The following is an 18,732-nucleotide window of genomic DNA, read 5'->3' as shown; positions in this document are numbered from 1 at the left end:
GCCCAGGACAGACCGGCATACCAGGCGAGGCATTCTTGCTGCTGTATAGTTCATAAGGCTTCTCCATTTCCACATAGTATCGCTATTCGATACCAGTAATCATTTTCTGTTTGCCATTGTATCAAATACAGCCCAATCCTTCTACTCCATTCGGACATAAAATAATCCATTCGGACATTTATTTTCAAAAAAGTTATCTTGTCGTTAGTATGCAGACGGGTTCGCAGAAATATCCGATCAAATACAAAAGATTACCGGCTGTCCGCATACGGACAGCCGGTAATCTTTTGTATTTATATTATTTTTCTACAAGACTGTTACTGCTTGAACCTTTGGGAAAACGCACGGTAATCGTCGTCCCGTCCTGCATTTTGCTTTGCAGGGAGATTGTACCATGATGATGTTCTACGATATGCTTGACAATGGACAGACCCAGGCCGCTGCCGTTGATTTTCTGCGATCGGCTTGTATCTGCACGATAAAACCGTTCAAATACCCGTTTTTGCTTATCTTCAGGAATCCCTACGCCTGTATCCCGGACCGTAAGATTGACATGCTGCTCTTCCTGACGGACGGATACGTATACATGTCCGCCGGGACGATTATATTTCACAGCGTTATCTATAAGATTCATAGCCAATTCCCGTATCATTCCCATATCACCGATAAAAGACACATCCTCCATAGTGCAATGGACGGTTACTTCTTTTTCCTGCAGCACCGGTTCCATAAATTCCACAATATCATTAATAATATTTTTCAGTATGACCGGACCTTTGACTTTCATATTTTTTCCTTCCTCAATATGAGTCAGGTGCATGATTTCTTCAATAAGACCCAGCAACCGCTTGGCTTCTTTGCGGATCAATGACCCAAAATGAACGACGTCCGCATCATTTTGAAACAGCCCGGTGGAGAGCACTTCGGCAAAGCCGCTGATAGAGGTCAAGGGAGTTTTGAGCTCATGCGATACGTTGGAGGTAAATTCACGACGCAGCTGTTCACGATGTTCCTGCTCGGTCACATCATCCAAAATAAACAACATGCCATACAGTTCAGCATCCTTGTATACCGGCTGCACCGCCAGCTGATATAATCGATCATTGAGAGGTAGTTTCTGCTCCGTCACTATATCAGACAGACGCCCTGCAGTAATTGTTTCCCAGCGTGCTTCCGGCAATTCCTGAGACAGAACCATACCGGACAACCCATCTGTATCTTTCTGCAAAATACGGCAGGCACAGCGATTGATGCCTAAAATACGATAATGTTCATCGGTCAGAATGACTCCTTCCTGAAGATTTTCCATCATCAAGCGAATAATGTTGCGCTGCTGTTCCAGACTGTGTATCGTCTCGTTAATAACCCGGCTTTGGTCAAAAATTTTTTCCACCAAGGGCCGCAGCTCCTTATCCACATAATACGGAACCTCCTGCAGCGGTTCCGACCCCGGGCTGCCGATACGCTGCATAATAGCCGCCGTCTTGCGCAGCGGCGTCAGAAGGCTGGCCGTCAGCAGACGAGACGCCTTGATGCAGCCTATGGCCGCCAAAATAAGAAGGAGAAAAACGATAGGCAGCAGCGACAGAAAATGAGCATACATAGATTCACGCTCCATGCTGACACGCAGAATCGTTCCGTCGGGAAGGCGCTGTGCCGTATAATATAAGGCTCTGGACAGTGTCCGGGATTCCCGCACGGCAGTTCCCTGGCCGCTTCGTATTGCTTCCTGCACCTCCGGCCGCTCCAGATGATTTTCCATCTTTCCCTTATCATAGTCCGACTCGAACAGAACCTTCCCCTGCGTATTGATCCATGTAATGCGCAGGCTTCCCTTTTCCGCATCCGCTATTCCCTGCAAATACCGGTCCGGACGGTCTGCATCGGTAATTCCGGAAGCAATCACACCAATCGCAACATGCATCTCCTCCGATGCCTGCCGCTGCATAGACCGCCAGAACAGCCATGTTGAAATAAGGACCGTAATGATCATGCATACAAGTCCCATGGCCAGAAAGCTGAAATAAATCTTGCGTTTCATATATTACCACCGATAACATAGCCAACGCCGCGAACTGTACGGATAATATGACCGCCTTCACCCAATTTTTGGCGCAGGCTCTTAATATGCATATCAATGGTTCGGCTTTCCCCTTCGTAGGAAAATCCCCACACGGCCTCCATGATTTGTTCCCGTTTGAGAACAATATCTATATTGACGAGCAGGTATCGCAGTAATTCAAACTCCTTGACCGTCAGGTGGCACACATCTCCGCTTACCGTAACAATATGTTTTTCCGCATCCAGCGCTACCGGACCAAAGGAAAATATATTTTTCTCCGTGCTTTGCGGCTTACTGCGGCGCAAAACTGCCCGAATGCGTGAAATAAGCTCGACGATGCCAAAGGGCTTGCACATGTAGTCGTCAGCTCCGTTATCCAGTCCTTTTACAATATCATATTCACTGGTTTTAGCGGTCAGCATAATAACAGGCAGTCCGCGATACTGGGAGTCCTTGCGTATTTTATCCAATATTTCCGTGCCGTTTTCCCCGGGCAGCATAATGTCCAGCAGCACCAGCGACGGGGCCTGTATCTGCAGAGCCTTCCAAAATTCCTTCCCGTCCGCAAAGGTTTCGACTTCAAAATTCTGACTGCGCAGCGCATATCCTACCAGTTCACGTATATTTTCATCATCTTCGACACAATAAATTAATGCCATATTCTCACATCCTAATTACGAATTAAAAGAACTGTTCTAACTAGTATATCTTCAAAGAGTATATCTAATATATGGCTGTTGTAAAAAACAGGTAAAATAAAAAGCCGTGACGAAACATACCGGTTCGTCACAGCGTCGTGCTTTTATAAATCAAAATCCTTGGCTCTGACTTTGACTTGCCATTCTTTATCTACTTGTTTATACGTAATAATCGCGACAAAGGAATGCAGATCCCGAACCCAGGTATAATTACGGTCGGAAATATCCCGTGTATCCAAATTCTGTGTCAGCGTAAAAATAAACGTATCCCTGGGCGTCAGGACATAGCCTACGGAAAACCCCTTCTGACGGGGATCATCGAGCGTATCGAAACGATACGGCGTATAGCCGCTGACATTATGCTTTTTATACCAAAAGCTGGTCCAAAGGTGATCATTTATCCCTTGATTGAGGACAACACCGGAATATGGATCGCGGCGCTGTGCATCATCCGTAGCGTACCAATCCTTACGATAGCCGGCAAAAAAGCGGAGATTGGCATTTCGCCACAGCGGCAGCGGCTCATGCGTAATTTCTGTACGGAAACCTTTATGGGTTCCTGTATCCACGCCGCTTTCAGCCCATCGACCCCAGCTGGCGCTGCTATCTGCATAAATCCCCGTGCTGCCAAAATGAATACGCGGCGCGTAGTATTCAAGTTCCGGCCATTTAGTAGCCCAAATATTATCATCATTATCTGTGCTTTCCTCCGTACTATAGCCAAACCGGAAGGTTCCCAGCTTGGTATGCTTTTCCAGTTTTGCCGACGGCTTGAATCCATTTTTAGTATTGAGGGCATAGTTTACATTGAAATTGAAGTCACCGCTTCTGTTCAGCGGAAAGAGCGCATGTCCCCGCAGCCCAAAACCATCATCACTATTATAAGTTGGCCGCGGCAGAAGCGTAAACAGCCATATCTGCTGCTTGTCGTTCTCACTGAGACTGCCTTCATAGTGACCGTATGTCAAAAGACAGATATGCTTAAACCAAAGCTTGGTGTTTTCTGCTACAAACTTTTCGCCCGGATAAATGCGGATGTCATCGCCAGTCAGATAATAGTCCGGTGTTTTTGCTACGGCATGCGGTGTCGTAATCAACCCATGCTTGATATAGATCGTACCATCAGACATTTCCACTCCGGTCCCCCGGATATAGGTCATAGGTCCCATAAAACCATCTACGGAATGCATGACGGCACCACCGGTTTTGCTGTCATACGTAACATCGGTGCCGGTCAGTACATTGGTATCATTAATATAGATGGCCTGTCCCGGAATATAATACACCTGGCTTTTCGTATTGCCCTCCAGGTAGTTGGCATGCATTTCGTCCATTCCCTGCTGCATATCGACGTTTCCCCGGCCTTGAATATAGTTATCAGAACTACGGACCAGCAGAGCATCTGCCGACAGATGTACCGGCTGAGCCGGCAGCGTCACATCCATAGCTTGAGAGGCCGCATCCAGATCGACGGGAACTGCCGTCTTGTCTTGTACGGCCGGAACCGTCATCATTTTTTTACTATGCAATTGACCTTCCGAATCCTTCGCAGTGTCGCTGTCGGCTCCAAAAACAGCCAGTGACCATGGAAGAATTGCAGCTAACACCGCAGCTGTCAATTTTTTATTCATGTACCTCACCTGTTACATTGTCATTAGACGAATGAATTGTGACTGTAGTCTGTTCGTCTGCCGTTTTTTCACTGCCGTTTTCCAGATTGACAGGTGTTACACCTTCATGCGCCGTCGAGGAATGCTGATCCGCACGGCCTACTTCTACTGCATCCTGGGCTTCCGAAACGGCTACGCCGCTGGCAGCCATGTTTGCCGTCTTCATATCATCAATAGTTCCGTTTTGACGAAAACCGACCACATCGGTCGTATCTTTCGTTTCCGCATACATGACGGTACCCGTGGGAATCTGCACATCATTTCCATGTACAAAAAGACCACCCACCAGACCAACCGGTCCCAGAATAATCGCTCCGGCAGCGGAGGCTCCGACCGCCCCGGCAGTGCGCTTATATTCTTCCTTTGTTTTTTCTCCAACAATGAGAGCTACAGGCGTACCATCCGCCGCACGGACAGTATGATACGTAATTTCTATTTTACCATCCCGGCCAAAACGGCCTGATTTACGAGCATTGGTGATGGTTCCTTCCGCCTCCATACCGCGCGGAATGGCCACGACATCCCCGACCAGTACATCCTCGGCTACGGCAAAGCGAACAGTTTCCCCTTCCTGAGCGGTCTTGGAATTAAGATCTTCTAAAATTTTCATGGTAACGATTGTTCCTGCCGGAATCGTTACCGCCTGAGACACATATTTTTTATTTCCCAGCAGACTGCGGCGCAGCGAATGTACCCTGTCAATAAGGGAGGATCCGGTGACAGGCTTGCCATCAATACCGGTTTCCATGTTTTCCACCCGCAGTAAAATCGGTTCTTCCGTAATTTGGCCGGAGTATTGCCACTGCATGAGATTCACGGCTGCCAGCAGCGACAGATCAGAACCGGAATTGCCATAGACATCCTTATAGAGTTCATTGGTTTTATCCTGAATACTGCCATCTACCGTATTCTGTCCGTTCAACAATGTATCCAGCCCGGCGATACGATCATTGAGAGAGCCGGTCTGCGTAGTGCCATATACAGTCGTTTCCACCTTATTTGTTTTTTCTAATATTGTATAATCAGCTGCGCTGGCAGCCAAAGTCCCGCATAAAGCCATGACAGCCATCAAGCTGGCCATTCTTTTCTTCCACATGCTGCATTCCTCCCATATTATATAAATCATCTAATTTATTATACGTATGCATAAAAAATGCTTACTTATCATTATATAGAAGTAGACCACAAAAAGCAATAAAGGAGCACCGGCAATGTATCGGTATCCTTCTCTTGCGCAATACGGTTCTCATGCACCACGTCTCTTGCTGTAATTAATAATTATTTTCAAATAATATTTTCTTGAAATAACGCTTGATTTTCAGCAGTTTATTTGCTATAATACGTCCATAACAAATAAATATTATTTGTTAGTATTTATTTGATATTTACTATTATTTTATGAACAGTATGTATTTTTAGGAGGAAAAAAAACGATGAAAAAATTTGTATGCAGTATCTGCGGCTATGTATTTGAAGGTAATGAAGCTCCTGAAAAGTGTCCCCAGTGCGGCGCTCCAAAATCAAAATTTACGGAATTGGCAGACGGCATTAAAGAGTATGCCGATGAACATAGAGTAGGCATTGCCAAAGGAGTAGATGAACGAATTATTGAAGGTCTTCATTTAAACTTTACCGGTGAATGTTCTGAAGTCGGCATGTATCTCGCTATGAGCCGTGTCGCTGATCGTCAGGGCTATCCCGAAGTCGCAGAAGCTTACAAGCGCATCGCGTTTGAAGAAGCCGAGCATGCAGCAAAATTCGCGGAACTCCTGGGAGAAGTCGTATCCGACTCCACTCAAACCAACCTTGAAATGCGTGCTGCTGCCGAACAGGGTGCCTGCGCCGGCAAAAAGGAATTGGCGGTACTGGCCAAGCAGCTCAATCTCGACGCAATCCATGATACCGTTCATGAAATGGCTAAGGATGAAGCTCGTCATGGTCGTATATTTGACGGTCTGCTTTCCCGTTATTTCGCAAAATAAAAGTCTTTACTAACCCGCTTCAGACCCGCATCCTCTTATGCGGGTCTTTTTATATTGCTGACGTCATATGATATAATATAGATACAAAAACACAGTGCTCCCCATTACATTGCCCGGCACTGTAAGGAGGTAATACTATGAATAGAATATGGGTGCCTTTTGCGGTCTCTCTTTTTTGGTTTTTTGCTGCCGTACCGCTGTCGCAGGCAGAGGATTACACCCTATGGAACGATCCTGATTATTCATTTCATACGGTCAAAAAAATTTATTTATCTGAAATCGACACTAGTCCGGCCGGTATACAAAGCCCGGTAAAGGAACATCAGCTGAAAGAGGATTTTTATGAAAAAGCCGATAAAATAGAAACAGCGCAGCTGCAAAAAGATCCTATCGCACCTCCCGAACCGTCTGCCCTTCCCACAGAAACAGAATCACGGTCTCCTGCAGTATCTGCGCTCCATACTTCAGCGGAACGGACCCAGGTCGTCACCTCCGACCCGGCTGGTATGCAGGAGGATACTGACATACCGCCGATCGCTGACATGCCGGATTTGTCCAAACAAACCGCGGCGCCGGCGGCAGCTCTGACAGCGCTTCCCGCCAAGGTCCGTAATTCCCAGTCCGATCTATACGTGACAGCCCAAGTGCTTTTGTACCGTTCCGGCACCGGTCTCATTCCTGCCCATACAGATTGGAAATCCTATCAAGTGCATGACGTCTACTATGATCGCGACGGCCATCCCCACTTTTTCACACGGACTGTCAATTACCCTGTCTATGTGCCTGACACGTATGTTCCTACTGCCGCTGTAGCCGTACGATTTTATGTATATGACGTCAAAACGGGCCGTGTCGTGTCATCCAGTGAAGACGACCGCCTGCGCAGCGCTTCCAGTGACCTGCGCGGAGTATATAACCGTATTATTGACAGATTTTTCAAAAATTTTAAAAAACAAATAGATCCATAACGCAAAAGAGACATTGCATATCAGCAATGTCTCTTTTAGCGGATAGTACTCTGCCTGCGGCGCCACCATATAAATCCATACACTGCCGCAACCGCAACGATCAGAACCAGCAGCCGTACCCAATGCTCCTGAATACGCAGTAAATCATGACCCAGCCAGACCTCTACAACAACAGCTGGCATTTTACCAATTGCATTGGCAATAAAATGATCTTTATACGAAATATGGCTCAACGCACTGAACGCCGTTACAACGACGTTAGGCGAATATGGAATCGCTCTGCCCAGCAGAATCGTACGGATACAGCTGTACGAATCCAATTTTTCCAGCATATCACTTTTGCAGATGACTTTTTTTGCCTGATTGCGCAGCAAGGTTCGTGTCAGCCGAAAGCTGATTTCAATTCCAATCACTTCACCAACCCAGGAAATAATAATTCCCGGTCCCAGACCAAAAATAATGCCGTTCACAGTCAAAAAAGGAATAGACGGTATACCAATAGCATTGACAAAGGCAATCATGAAAATACTGACCACGATCGCCGCATAGCCAAAAGAGGCAATGTAATCTGTCAATCCATCTAAATCCCCTTGTACTGTAAGCCGCCACATTGTAGAATAAAAATCGGGCAGTATCAATTGAATGGCCCATAAGACGAGAGCAACTCCCACAACTCCGCAGATGCGGAGCGTCCATCCTAATGTTTTATCAGTCATACAAACTATATCCTTTTCGTAGTTACGCCAACGCCGCAATATATTGCAACTTGTTATGCACACAAAGGGTACCGGCAAGAACGTTATTTATTATACCTAAAATAACGAAATTTGACCAGTACAAAAACAAATCAATGTGTTACCTATTATAACACAAATTCTCAGTCTCTGTATGCTGCCAGTTTGACTTTTTCCACGACCCGCATATTTTGACTCATACGAATTAAATCTTCCAGTTTTTCCAACGCCTGCCCACTGTCAATCAGCTGCCCGGCTTTTTTTATTCCCGCTTCCAGCGTAAGCACATTGCCGCTGACATATAGTCCGGCACCGGCATTCATTAAAATAGACGTACGGCGTGTTCCTCTTTCTCCTTTGAATACCTGCCGGGCAATGGCGGCATTTTCTTTTGGCGTGCCGCCGCGCAGTTCATCCCGGGAACCTCTGGGAAGAGCAAATTGTTCCGGACAAATTTGATATGTCGTATATTGGTGATCCGTAACTTCACAGATAGCAGTACTGGCAGCAGCCGAAATTTCGTCACTATGGTCTTGTCCATATACGACCATACCATGACGGACACCCAAACGATCTAATACATGAGCCATGGGTTCCAGCAGAGAGGGATCATTGACTCCCAGTATTTCATATTTGGCATGAGCCGGATTAATCAGCGGCCGTAATACATCAAAAATTGTCGAAATTCCCAGTTGTTCCCGCACAACATCAATATGTTTCATCATATAATAGTAATATCGAGTATAAAAATAACAAATGCCGATTTGCTCCAGCATTTCCATACAGCTTTCCGGACTGAGAAAAATATTGACTCCCAGCGCTTCCAGCATATCTGCCGAACCACTCCGCGACGTTTTGGCCCGATTGCCATGCTTGGCAACGAGAACGCCGCCGGCCGCAACAACGATAGCTGCCGTTGTCGATATGTTGAACGTTTTAGCTGCATCGCCGCCGGTTCCCACAATATCAAAGGTATCCATCGGGCAGGATACCTGCAAGCTGTATTTGCGCATAGCACCGGCAAAGGACGCCAGTTCTGTTTCCGTAGCGCCTTTGACCGCCAGAGCCGCCAGCAGTGCCCCCAGATGGACATCAGAAACTGTGCCGTCCATGATTCGCTTCATGATATAGTCACTTTCTCCGGCAGTTAAATGTTGTTTTTGCGTTATTTTTCCTAATAAACATTTCAACATATCCGTCACCTCCTGTATGCATATTAAATATGTATATCAATTATACCATATATTTATATGCAGCCATACTCTTGCACATAAAATCCGCAAAAAATCTACACCGCAGCCTCTCCTTCCGCTTCTTCCTTGCCAAAACAGCCGTAGTTCTGCATTGCTGCAAAACTACGGCTGTTCTGTATGCTAATATGGCCTGTACTTTCTGTACGGGAGTCGCCGCATCCGAATACATGCAGCTATCGTGTCACGACCTGACCGGCACATACATCCGTCTGCCTGCCTTCTTTCAAGGCTATTTGTCCATTTACAATTACAGTTTGAACACCGACGGCATATTGCTGTGGATCGTCGTAAGTCGCAATCCCGCTGATGATTTGCGGATCAAAGATAGTAATATCCGCAAAATATCCAGGTTTGAGAAGACCGCGTGATTTCATATGCAATATCTGTGCCGGCAGACTTGTCATTTTCCGAATGCCTTCTTCAAAAGACATCAACTGTTTATCGCGTACAAAATAGCCGAGAAAACGAGCATGAGTCCCAAAAGCACGCGGATGGGGCTTGCCAAAATTTAAAACGCCCGCCACATTCAGACTCATCGTATCCGAACCGATAGATCCATTGGGCTGTTTAAGAAAGGTCATTACATCCTGTTCATCCATGGCATAGTAATTCATCTGCACACGGCCATTTTCCGCCAAAAGCAAATCACAAGCAGCATCCAGCGGATCAGTATGCTGCAGCTCGGCAATTTGAGTGATAAACTTCCCTTCATATTTTTTATTTTCTTCACGACTGACGGAGGATACATAAAACTTTTGCCAGCCGCCTGCCGATTTTACAAAATTCTGCCAGCCGGGCAGTCCCTCTTCAATCTCTTTGCGGATCCGGCGGCGGACATCGGCCTCCCGAATTCGTTCCAACAGCTTGTCCACCCCGCCTTCAAAAAGCCACGGCGGCAGGCAGGCTGCTAAGGATGTCAAGCCGGCTGTATACGGATACAAATCAAAATGGATATCTATGCCGGCCTTCTCCGCTTTGGCAAAGGTATCCAGCACCAGCTGTGTCTTTCCCAGCATGGTTTGACTAAGCAGCTTTAAATGCGAAATTTCCACCGGGACTCCCGCTTCTCCGGCAATCCACAACGCTTCTTCAATTGCCTCTAAAATACTGTCGCTTTCCGTGCGCATATGGGTACAATACACACCACCATAGGGTTTTATGACTTTGCATAGTTCGGCCACCTCTTCCTTGGAGGTATATTCTCCCGGCATATATACCAAGCCGGTACTTAATCCGAGAGCGCCATCTTCCATGGCCTCCCGGGTCAGCTTCCGCATCATTTCCAGCTGCTCCGGGGATGCATCTCCCTGTTCCAATCCCATGACGGCAATACGGATCGCCCCCTGCGCCACCAGCGGCGCCAGATTGATACAGGGCGGATTTTTTTTAAAGGTATCCAGGTACTCCCGCAGCGAATTCCATGGTAATTGAAGCTCTACGGGAATGGAACCGACCAGCCGGGTTCCCAGATAGGCAATAAGCGTATCCTTCCTTTCATCTGTAATCGGAGCTGGGCCGATGCCGCAATTGCTGATGACATCAGTCGTAACGCCGTTGTACAAATGACTGTTGGCTTTGGCATCATAGACAAAGGAAAAGTCGGAGTGGGTATGCATATCAATAAATCCCGGAGAAACCATTTTCCCCCGTGCATCTATCGTGTTCCTGCTTTCAAATTCCGTCAAATCACCTATAGCCGCAATTGTATCACCCATGATGCCAATATCGCCAAGATAAGCCTTGACACCCGTGCCATCTACAATACGTCCGTTTTCAATCTTCAAGTCAAACATGATATCCTCCCTCTTTCCATGGTTGCGCGACGATATACATCGACTATTTCGATATAATCAGGCTTGCTTTTTCGACTTGTAAACAAATTGTATTCTCGCCAGAAGCATCGCAGAGACTATGATTAAAATATTCATCATCCATCCCGGGAAGGCCATGATTTTGAAAAGAATCGCAATAAGAAAACCGACGATGATTGCCATGGCGCCGAGACTCAGATTTTTTCCGGCCAGCTGCACATACACGGCCCCGAATACGGCCGGAAGGATATACTTAAAGGAAGATTTAACAGCTAACGGAAGCATTTCAATCAGCCCCATGCCAAGAATCGTAAAAAAAGTAATAATGGCAACGGAGGTAAAAATAGATCCGGCCAGCCCCATAGTGGAAATAACGTCGCCTTCCGGCGTGCCCGCTTCCACACCGGCGGCTTTCTGCGCCATGGCCACGGCTGGGCATCGGATATCAGCACAGCTTCCGGCCAGCCAGCCAATATAGGTTCCGCTGACACCCAGCAGGCTGAAAAATGTGATCGGCTGAATAATCCACGATACCCCAAAGGTAACTGCAGCCACCATCCATACTTTTAAAATATCCGCCACAGGCGGTATCACACCATATACCACATATAAGTAAACAGCCGGGATAAAGTTGGCAATGACGCCGCAAATCATTGTGATCATACCGATTCTAATAGATCTCGCATTAAATTCCATTGCTTGGTTTTCCATATTTGATCTCCTTCCTTATCCGAAAATAACCGTCGTAACAAACATTCCGATCAGCATAGACAGTCCTAACGCAACCTCCTGCATCCTCTGATGTTTGGCAAAGGCGCGTGAAATGACCAGCATGCTGACAGCAGAAACAGCCGCCGCACACCAGGTCCCTGGATTTAAAGACAGGGCCCCGCTCTTTACTTGGACCAGTGCGTTGGAAAGCAAGAAGGCAAATAGTCCTACGGTGGCTCCGGACAACAGAAACTTAATCCACGCGGGATTATATTTGGTATTCAATTTAGCAACATATTTTGTCATGCCGGGTGTCAGTACGAGAGCCACGATCATCCATCCCATATTATTCAGCGCCATTCCCCAGAGGGCATAGGCATACCCGGTCAAATTGAAGTCCGGCGACTGCGGTGTCAATCCAATAACTTGAGTAGCCAAGGTGACCATTGCCAGTTCTGTCCGGGCAGCACCGATATCATTCATGCGCATCCATGCAGTAGGAGCGCCTAATACAGCGATAAGAGCCAGGGCAATAATGACCGGCGACAAAGAAGGCCCGATAGCCGTAATCATGGCCGACCGCATGCCGGCATAGCATTGCTTTCTGGACATATTCAATCGTTCAGCTTGTGTAAACGCGGTTTTTAAATAAATAATACTTTGCAGAAGAACGATAATAACCATAATACTCGATGCAACCCATAAACCGGGACTGTTTATAACAGATTGTAAATCCATACCGATCTCTCCTTTTAGGTGGAATGAAAGGAGACCAGAAACATCATAGATATGAAAATTTTTCTGAATCTCATTTTATTCTAATATCTTAAAATTTGAATTCTGCTGCGTCGATAACCGCTGCACTGTACCAGCAAATACGTTCATATAGCGACTCTATAATGGCATATTCACGCAAGGTATGATTCCATTCGCCGCGAACACCGCAAGAGCATAATACAGGTGTTCCTGCCAATTGTATATAGGTTGCGTCAGAGCAGCCGCCTACCTGAGCGGGAGCCGTTTCCGGCAAATCATATCGTTTGGCGGTTTTTTCCATAAATTCAAACAATGCCATAATCTCATCATGCGTTTCAAAGGGTGTAAATAAATTCAGTTCCTGAAAGGTACATGTCGTGCCTGCTACATAATTTTTTTCGCAAATTTCTTTCACCGCCGTTCTGACCCGTGTCAATTCATCCATTGTCTTGAAACGAATATCCAGTGAACACATGCATTTGGCAGGAACGGCATTGGGAATTGTACCGCCCTGAATAACGCCCGTATTGACAGTTGTATCTTTTTCCAGATCTGTTAAAGCCTGAAAATGGAGAACCTTGTGTGCCATTTCTTCAATAGAACTGATACCTGCCAGAAAATCTGCGCCGGCATGCGCCGATTTTCCTTCCACAAATACATCAATTCCCAACCGGCCCTTGCGTCCGACGGCCAGATAATTATTGACTAGTCCTGTCTCCATATTAAGTGCAAACAGGCAGCCTGCCGAATTTTGCTGAATAAAATCAGCAACTTGAGTATAGCTGTGCAAGCCTTCTTCATCCGGTGCAAAGAGTACCTTTAACGGGCGTTCCTGATATTGTATGGCATTTAAAGCCTTTACTACATACAAGGATATAAGAATGCCGCCTTTCATGTCCAGGACACCGGGACCGTACGCCTTGCCCTCTTCAATGCGAAACGGATTTTCGGAATATAGATCAGAAGCCAGCGCCGTATCCATATGACCGCTAAAAAGAATGGCCTGACCCGGACGATCCGTTCCCAGCGTTCCCATAACGAGTTTCCCCGCTTTCGGCCCTACGTCGATCAACTCACACTGAAAACCTTCTGCGTCAAATTCTTTTTTCAGCCATTGCGCAACAATAGTCACATCTTCGGCATCCCGCCAAAAATCCTTTAGATTGATAAATTCCTCATACTTTTTCAAAATTTCTTCCCGATGTGCTGCAACGTATTCCTTTACCTGATCTACTAATTCCTTGTTCATAAGATTCCTCCGTTTTTTAGTTTATATATTTTTTAAATGTGCTATATAATAGGCAGCATCATTTTTGCTCATGTAACGTGTAAAAAGAACTCTCCATTTGCTATTGTATACACCGCAGATTCCCGCGCCTCCGATTTCCTTTATCCCCACGTTCCGGGAAGTGTTTTTTTCACAATATTGCTATAATTCATAAACCCAGTTTCAAAATAAAGCCTTGCAATTCCCCGCTTCTTTCGCATTGTCCTTAAAGCAGACGATCTGTTCTGCGCTTGCCAATGGTTAAGCTGGCACAGGCCGAACAGCATGCCGCAATGATTAAAAAGATAAACACCGCATCATATGAACCGTGAAATACTGTAATAATACACCCGATCAGCGCCGGTGAAATGAACCCTGCAGCCTGTCCGCCTAAATTGATCATTCCCACAGCGGAACCGGAAACCGCCTGGGGAAGCAATTTCAAAGGCAATGCCAGTACACATCCCAAAACAAAAGATTTAAAAAAATATACCAGACACTGAAAAGCGATAACAGAAAAAACAGATACAGAGGTATACATAAAATACAGGAACACTGCCGTCAGGACAGCACATCCTGACAATAAATATTTTTCTTTCTTATCAAAAAAATGATCCATTACATATCCGCTGACAGCCGTCGATATACCGGCAGCCACAAAAGGCAGCGGTGTCAGTATTCCAACAGCTTTTAAATCCAGATGCCGTACTGTCAGCAAATAGGTCGGCATCCATGAATCAAGCCCCTTATTAATCAGGCTGAGAGCAAACCATGCAATCAACAGCTGCCACATGAGGGGCAGCGTGATAACGCTTTTAACATCAATTTTCTTTTTTTCATCCTGCTTTAATGACACTTCCAGCGGCTTATGCACTACATGAATTTGTTCTACCTTCAGCCAATAGAAAAAAACATATGCAAATCCTAAAATACCCAAAACATGAAACATGCCCCGCCAGCCTAAGAACAGCATAAGCGGCACAACTAATACCGGGGCAATGGCGCTTCCGACATAATTGGAAGAAACTAATACTCCAGCCATTTTAGCTCGTTCATCGTGAGGGAAATACTCTGAAATTCCTTTAAAGGATGCCGGCGGAAATGATCCTTCTCCCAGCCCAAAAAGAAATCGAACAATAAGCAGAGCTGCCAACGAATAGGTAAACCCAGTTGCTAACGTGAAAACAGACCAGAAGGTCAGGGCCATCATAATCACTTTTTTAGAACCAATTTTATCCGCTAAATACCCGCCAGGCAGTTGCATGATCGTATACCCAACAAAAAATGAGCTAAGAACAATCCCTAACGTTGCGGGAGTCAACTGAAACTCCTGCCCAATAGCGCTTAAAGAAATATTAATGGCCGTCCGGTCTACATACGCAATACAAAATCCCATATACAACATGAACAATGTCCAGTACTTATTGGTACTGCCATTTCTTGAAAATCCCCTCATCTGAATGCCTCCTCAAAAACAAAGCGCAAGCCTATTTGCTTTCCCCTGTTACATGCAGGGTGTTTGTATATTGAAAATTCATCGTGCAATGATGTATAATGAATTAAAAATTTATTATATAACAAATGATCATGTCATCGATAACTATATGTATACCTTAAGGTACTTTTATCATAGCGAATTTCTTCTGTCCTTTATAGTTCTTAATTCAGGTATTATTTACCAATACTGGTCTTTATCACGTCTTTAAATTGTTAAATAGATATATCAACTTTTTATTTTATCAATAATTTATCATTTTCCTTAATTTATTATTTTATTTATCCATTTTTAAAATAAATCAACATCATAAAAAATATAATCTGGAATGTTGGTATAAAAAAACATACGGACAAATACATGTTTTTTTATACCAACATTCCAGATATCGCAATTTACTTTTTTATACATTTCGATTTTTTACCGGTGCTTTCATCGTGGAGACATAACATAACTATCTGAATTATCTTTTATTCCACGGTTCATACAATCCACATCGGCTTTAACTGGAAAAGACCAGACAGGTACGCCAAAGATACGACGCTGCGTCTCGCTATAAAAACAGAAAAAACAACTTTGAATATTTCCCATCGCCCGGCTGCAGTCCGCGTCTTAAACAGAAAGGCAGCATCAAATATACCGGGAGAATCATCTTGTCAACGATATTAAGACCCGGTTTTCCGATATAAATTCAACAGGATTCTATATCGAAAAACCGGGTCCCATATGTATTGCTTTACGGTTTTCAGTGTTTATTCAAAAGATATTCTACTCGTTTTACGACCTGCCCGTCTTTTATATATACGCGCGGTACACGCCGATTGATGTTGCAAAGGATTTCATGTACGATGGTACCTGTTTTATCAGCCAGTTCTGCCACGGAAATGACCTCGTTTTCCTGCTTCCCAAACAGCACAGCTTCGTCGCCGATACAAACGTCCGGAATCTCAGTAACGTCAATCATGCATTGATCCATGCAAATCAGACCTACCTGCGGTACCCTCCGGCCATGAACCAGTATTTCTGTTTGATTGGATAACCTTCGTGGATATCCATCCGCATAGCCAACAGGCAGCGTCGCGATTTTAGTCGGCTTTGGGGCGGTAAAACGCCGTCCATAACTGACCGTACTTCCTTTTTCAATCATTTTTACATGTGTAATACAGCAGCGCAGTGACATAACAGACTGCAGCCCATATCCTTCTGTGGTTACCTCTGAAGAGGGATCGCAGCCATATTGAATAATCCCGGGACGTACCATATCACAATAAAATTCAGGATATGCTAAGACACCTGCACTGCCGCAGCAATGAAAATGCCGTGCCGGTATATGTTCTTCCTCCAGCCGCCGGCGAAACCAGGAAAATCGACGGAATTGTTCCTGCGTAAATGTTTTGTCTTTTATATCGGATACACAAAAGTGTGTGAAAAATCCTTCTGCAGCAACGAATGGCAACCGGGAAATTTTTTTAATTTCTCTGATACTTTCTTCGCAGGCCTGATACCCGATACGCCCCATTCCCGTATCGGCTGCAAAATGTATTCTAACAGATGTACCCGCTTTTTCAGCCGCTTCTGACAGATGCTTTGCATCTTCATAACAAAAAACGGTTGTTTCTATGTCATATTGAATAATATCAGACGCCCGTCTGCCATCTGTATGCCCCAACACCAGAAGGGATGCTGTAATGCCATGCTGGCGCAATTCTATTGCTTCATCCAAGCAAGCGACCGCCAATCGATCTGCTCCATTATCTAAAAACACACCGGCCATTTCCACTGCTCCGTGTCCATATGCATTGCCCTTGACAACAGCACAAACAGATACCGTATTTCCTACATGTTTTCTAATACGCTGCATATTTTCAGCTGCCGCTGTAAGATCAATTTGAGCCCATACAGGCCTTTTTGTAAAATGTGACGTAGCTTCATTTACATTCATGATACATATCCGCTCCTATCCATACAAAATATCCTATCATTTAAAAATCCAATGGTCTGGGCTCATACGATCAACGGCTTTTTCATCAACTTCGTATCGGATAGTATTATTATCATCGGGAACGATGATAGTACAGCGTGGCGTAATCTGAACATATGGACTAGTAATATCCTGCACAAAATACCTGTCAGAGGCAGCTACATCATGCGCCAGTTGAGAGAAACCAGGCAGGCTGGCAAAGGAAATATTCTGCACCCGTCCGATCCCCAGCTCAGTCATACCGCCACACCATACGGGAATATGGTGTTCCACACATATATCATGAATTCGTTTGGCCTCATACAAACCCCCCACGCGGCTGGATTTTATATTAATAACCTTACAGCTTTTCAGCCGAATCGCTGCCAGAGCCGCTTCATATGAAACAATGCTTTCATCCAGGCAGACCGGTGTTTGAATTTCTTTTTGCAGCACGGCATGATCGACAATATCTGATTCCCCTAATGGCTGTTCAATATATTCCAGGTGAAACTCATCCATTTTTTTGAATAATGGCATATCTTTTAATGTATATGCCGAATTCGCATCAATAGTCAGCATAATATCGGGATATTCCTTTCGAATAGCTTTAATGACTTCATAGTCCTTTCCCGGCTTGATTTTAATTTTTGTACGATGATACCCTAAAGAAAGATATTTTTCTATCTGTGCCAATAATGCCGCAATATTTTTTTCCATGCCCAATGAAACACCTACCTTGATTTCCTCCTGCGTCCCGCCAAGAAGTGTTTTAAGAGACTTGCCGCTTTGCTGGGCCTGAATCTCCCACAAGGCATTTTCTATTGCCGCCTTCGCAAGACGGTTGCCTATGATAAACCGCATGCTTTCCATGAATGCCTTAGGACTTTCGATATCTGTATGAAGAATCCGGGGAATAATAAGATCACGTAATACATGCGGCACAGTAGCATTATCTTCGGGATTGTAATAGGGGCCGAAAAAAGCCTTGCATTCAGCCCAGCCGATACAATCTTCCGAATATAACTTGATCAATAAGGCATCTCTGTTTTCAAACCGGGCAAAGCTGGTTTCAAAAGGATGAGAAAACGGATTCAATACGTGAATAATGTCAATACGGGGGAGTGTAAAATGAAGTGTGTAAGTTACCGGTAACCAATTTACTAACTTACGCACTTCATTTTTTTGTCGAGGTGCGGTACACTATCAGAAAGCAGGTTGAAAGGAATTGAGTACAGCACTGATGAAGAAACGTAGAAACCCGAGTGAGAAAGGCCAGGCAATCGCCAAGCTCATCATGGAACAATACCAGCCGAAGACGCAGGAAGACATGCAGATAGCGCTGAAGGACGTGTTCGGTCCTAT

The 18,732-nt window shown here is 45.1% G+C and carries 15 protein-coding genes; 2 read left to right on the top strand and 13 right to left on the bottom strand.

The features are described from left to right. Positions 1-298 precede the first annotated feature (298 nt). The 4 genes from AB840_RS13040 to AB840_RS13025 all read right to left on the bottom strand — a co-directional run bounded on the left by AB840_RS13040 (position 299) and on the right by AB840_RS13025 (position 5,526). Entirely contained in the window at positions 299-2,041 is a 1,743-nt protein-coding gene (locus AB840_RS13040) for a sensor histidine kinase (RefSeq protein ID WP_048515284.1), read from the bottom strand. Next, positions 2,038-2,721, bottom strand: coding sequence for a response regulator transcription factor (locus AB840_RS13035; protein WP_048515283.1), 684 nt, complete (start codon positions 2,719-2,721; stop codon positions 2,038-2,040). The genes AB840_RS13040 and AB840_RS13035 overlap by 4 nt, the downstream gene beginning before the upstream one ends. Before the next feature lie 143 nt (positions 2,722-2,864). Further along, positions 2,865-4,391: an LPS-assembly protein LptD gene (locus tag AB840_RS13030; protein WP_048515282.1), complete on the bottom strand. Its 1,527-nt coding sequence runs from the start codon at positions 4,389-4,391 to the stop codon at positions 2,865-2,867. Next, complete coding sequence (locus AB840_RS13025) at positions 4,384-5,526, bottom strand: hypothetical protein (protein ID WP_048515281.1); 1,143 nt, start codon at positions 5,524-5,526, stop codon at positions 4,384-4,386. Before AB840_RS13025 ends, AB840_RS13030 begins: the two co-directional genes overlap by 8 nt. A 337-nt stretch (positions 5,527-5,863) precedes the next feature. Between AB840_RS13025 and AB840_RS13020 the strand changes: the two genes are divergently transcribed. Then, positions 5,864-6,412: an NADH peroxidase gene (locus AB840_RS13020; protein WP_048515280.1), complete on the top strand. Its 549-nt coding sequence runs from the start codon at positions 5,864-5,866 to the stop codon at positions 6,410-6,412. A gap of 137 nt (positions 6,413-6,549) precedes the next feature. Further along, positions 6,550-7,380: a hypothetical protein gene (locus AB840_RS13015; protein WP_048515279.1), complete on the top strand. Its 831-nt coding sequence runs from the start codon at positions 6,550-6,552 to the stop codon at positions 7,378-7,380. A gap of 35 nt (positions 7,381-7,415) precedes the next feature. Here the strand turns inward: AB840_RS13015 and AB840_RS13010 are convergent, their stop codons facing one another. The 9 genes from AB840_RS13010 to menC form a co-directional block, all read right to left on the bottom strand. Then, positions 7,416-8,096, bottom strand: coding sequence for a TVP38/TMEM64 family protein (locus tag AB840_RS13010; protein ID WP_048515278.1), 681 nt, complete (start codon positions 8,094-8,096; stop codon positions 7,416-7,418). 161 nt (positions 8,097-8,257) lie between these two features. After that, positions 8,258-9,307 carry an anthranilate phosphoribosyltransferase gene (gene trpD / locus AB840_RS13005; protein WP_048515277.1) on the bottom strand — a complete coding sequence of 350 codons (1,050 nt, stop codon included), beginning with the start codon at positions 9,305-9,307 and terminating at the stop codon, positions 8,258-8,260. Between the two features lie 233 nt (positions 9,308-9,540). Then, positions 9,541-11,160 (bottom strand): N-acyl-D-amino-acid deacylase family protein, encoded by a 1,620-nt coding sequence (locus tag AB840_RS13000; RefSeq protein WP_048515276.1) that lies wholly within the window; start codon positions 11,158-11,160, stop codon positions 9,541-9,543. Between the two features lie 57 nt (positions 11,161-11,217). Then, complete coding sequence (locus tag AB840_RS12995) at positions 11,218-11,889, bottom strand: hypothetical protein (RefSeq protein WP_048515275.1); 672 nt, start codon at positions 11,887-11,889, stop codon at positions 11,218-11,220. Positions 11,890-11,904: 15 nt separating this feature from the next. Next, positions 11,905-12,627, bottom strand: coding sequence for a DUF5058 family protein (locus tag AB840_RS12990; RefSeq protein ID WP_048515274.1), 723 nt, complete (start codon positions 12,625-12,627; stop codon positions 11,905-11,907). Positions 12,628-12,715: 88 nt separating this feature from the next. Continuing rightward, positions 12,716-13,894, bottom strand: a complete 1,179-nt coding sequence (locus AB840_RS12985; RefSeq protein WP_048515273.1) for a M20/M25/M40 family metallo-hydrolase — start codon at positions 13,892-13,894, stop codon at positions 12,716-12,718. A gap of 244 nt (positions 13,895-14,138) precedes the next feature. Beyond that, complete coding sequence (locus tag AB840_RS12980) at positions 14,139-15,368, bottom strand: MFS transporter (RefSeq protein ID WP_048515272.1); 1,230 nt, start codon at positions 15,366-15,368, stop codon at positions 14,139-14,141. 784 nt (positions 15,369-16,152) lie between these two features. Further along, positions 16,153-17,349, bottom strand: a complete 1,197-nt coding sequence (gene alr, locus AB840_RS12975) for an alanine racemase (protein ID WP_048515271.1) — start codon at positions 17,347-17,349, stop codon at positions 16,153-16,155. A gap of 36 nt (positions 17,350-17,385) precedes the next feature. Beyond that, positions 17,386-18,543, bottom strand: a complete 1,158-nt coding sequence (gene menC, locus AB840_RS12970; protein WP_200809927.1) for an o-succinylbenzoate synthase — start codon at positions 18,541-18,543, stop codon at positions 17,386-17,388. Positions 18,544-18,732: the final 189 nt, after the last annotated feature.

Origin of the sequence: Megasphaera cerevisiae DSM 20462, assembly GCF_001045675.1 — a bacterium.
GTDB lineage: Bacteria > Bacillota > Negativicutes > Veillonellales > Megasphaeraceae > Megasphaera > Megasphaera cerevisiae.
This window is presented reverse-complemented; position numbering and strand designations above follow the sequence as displayed.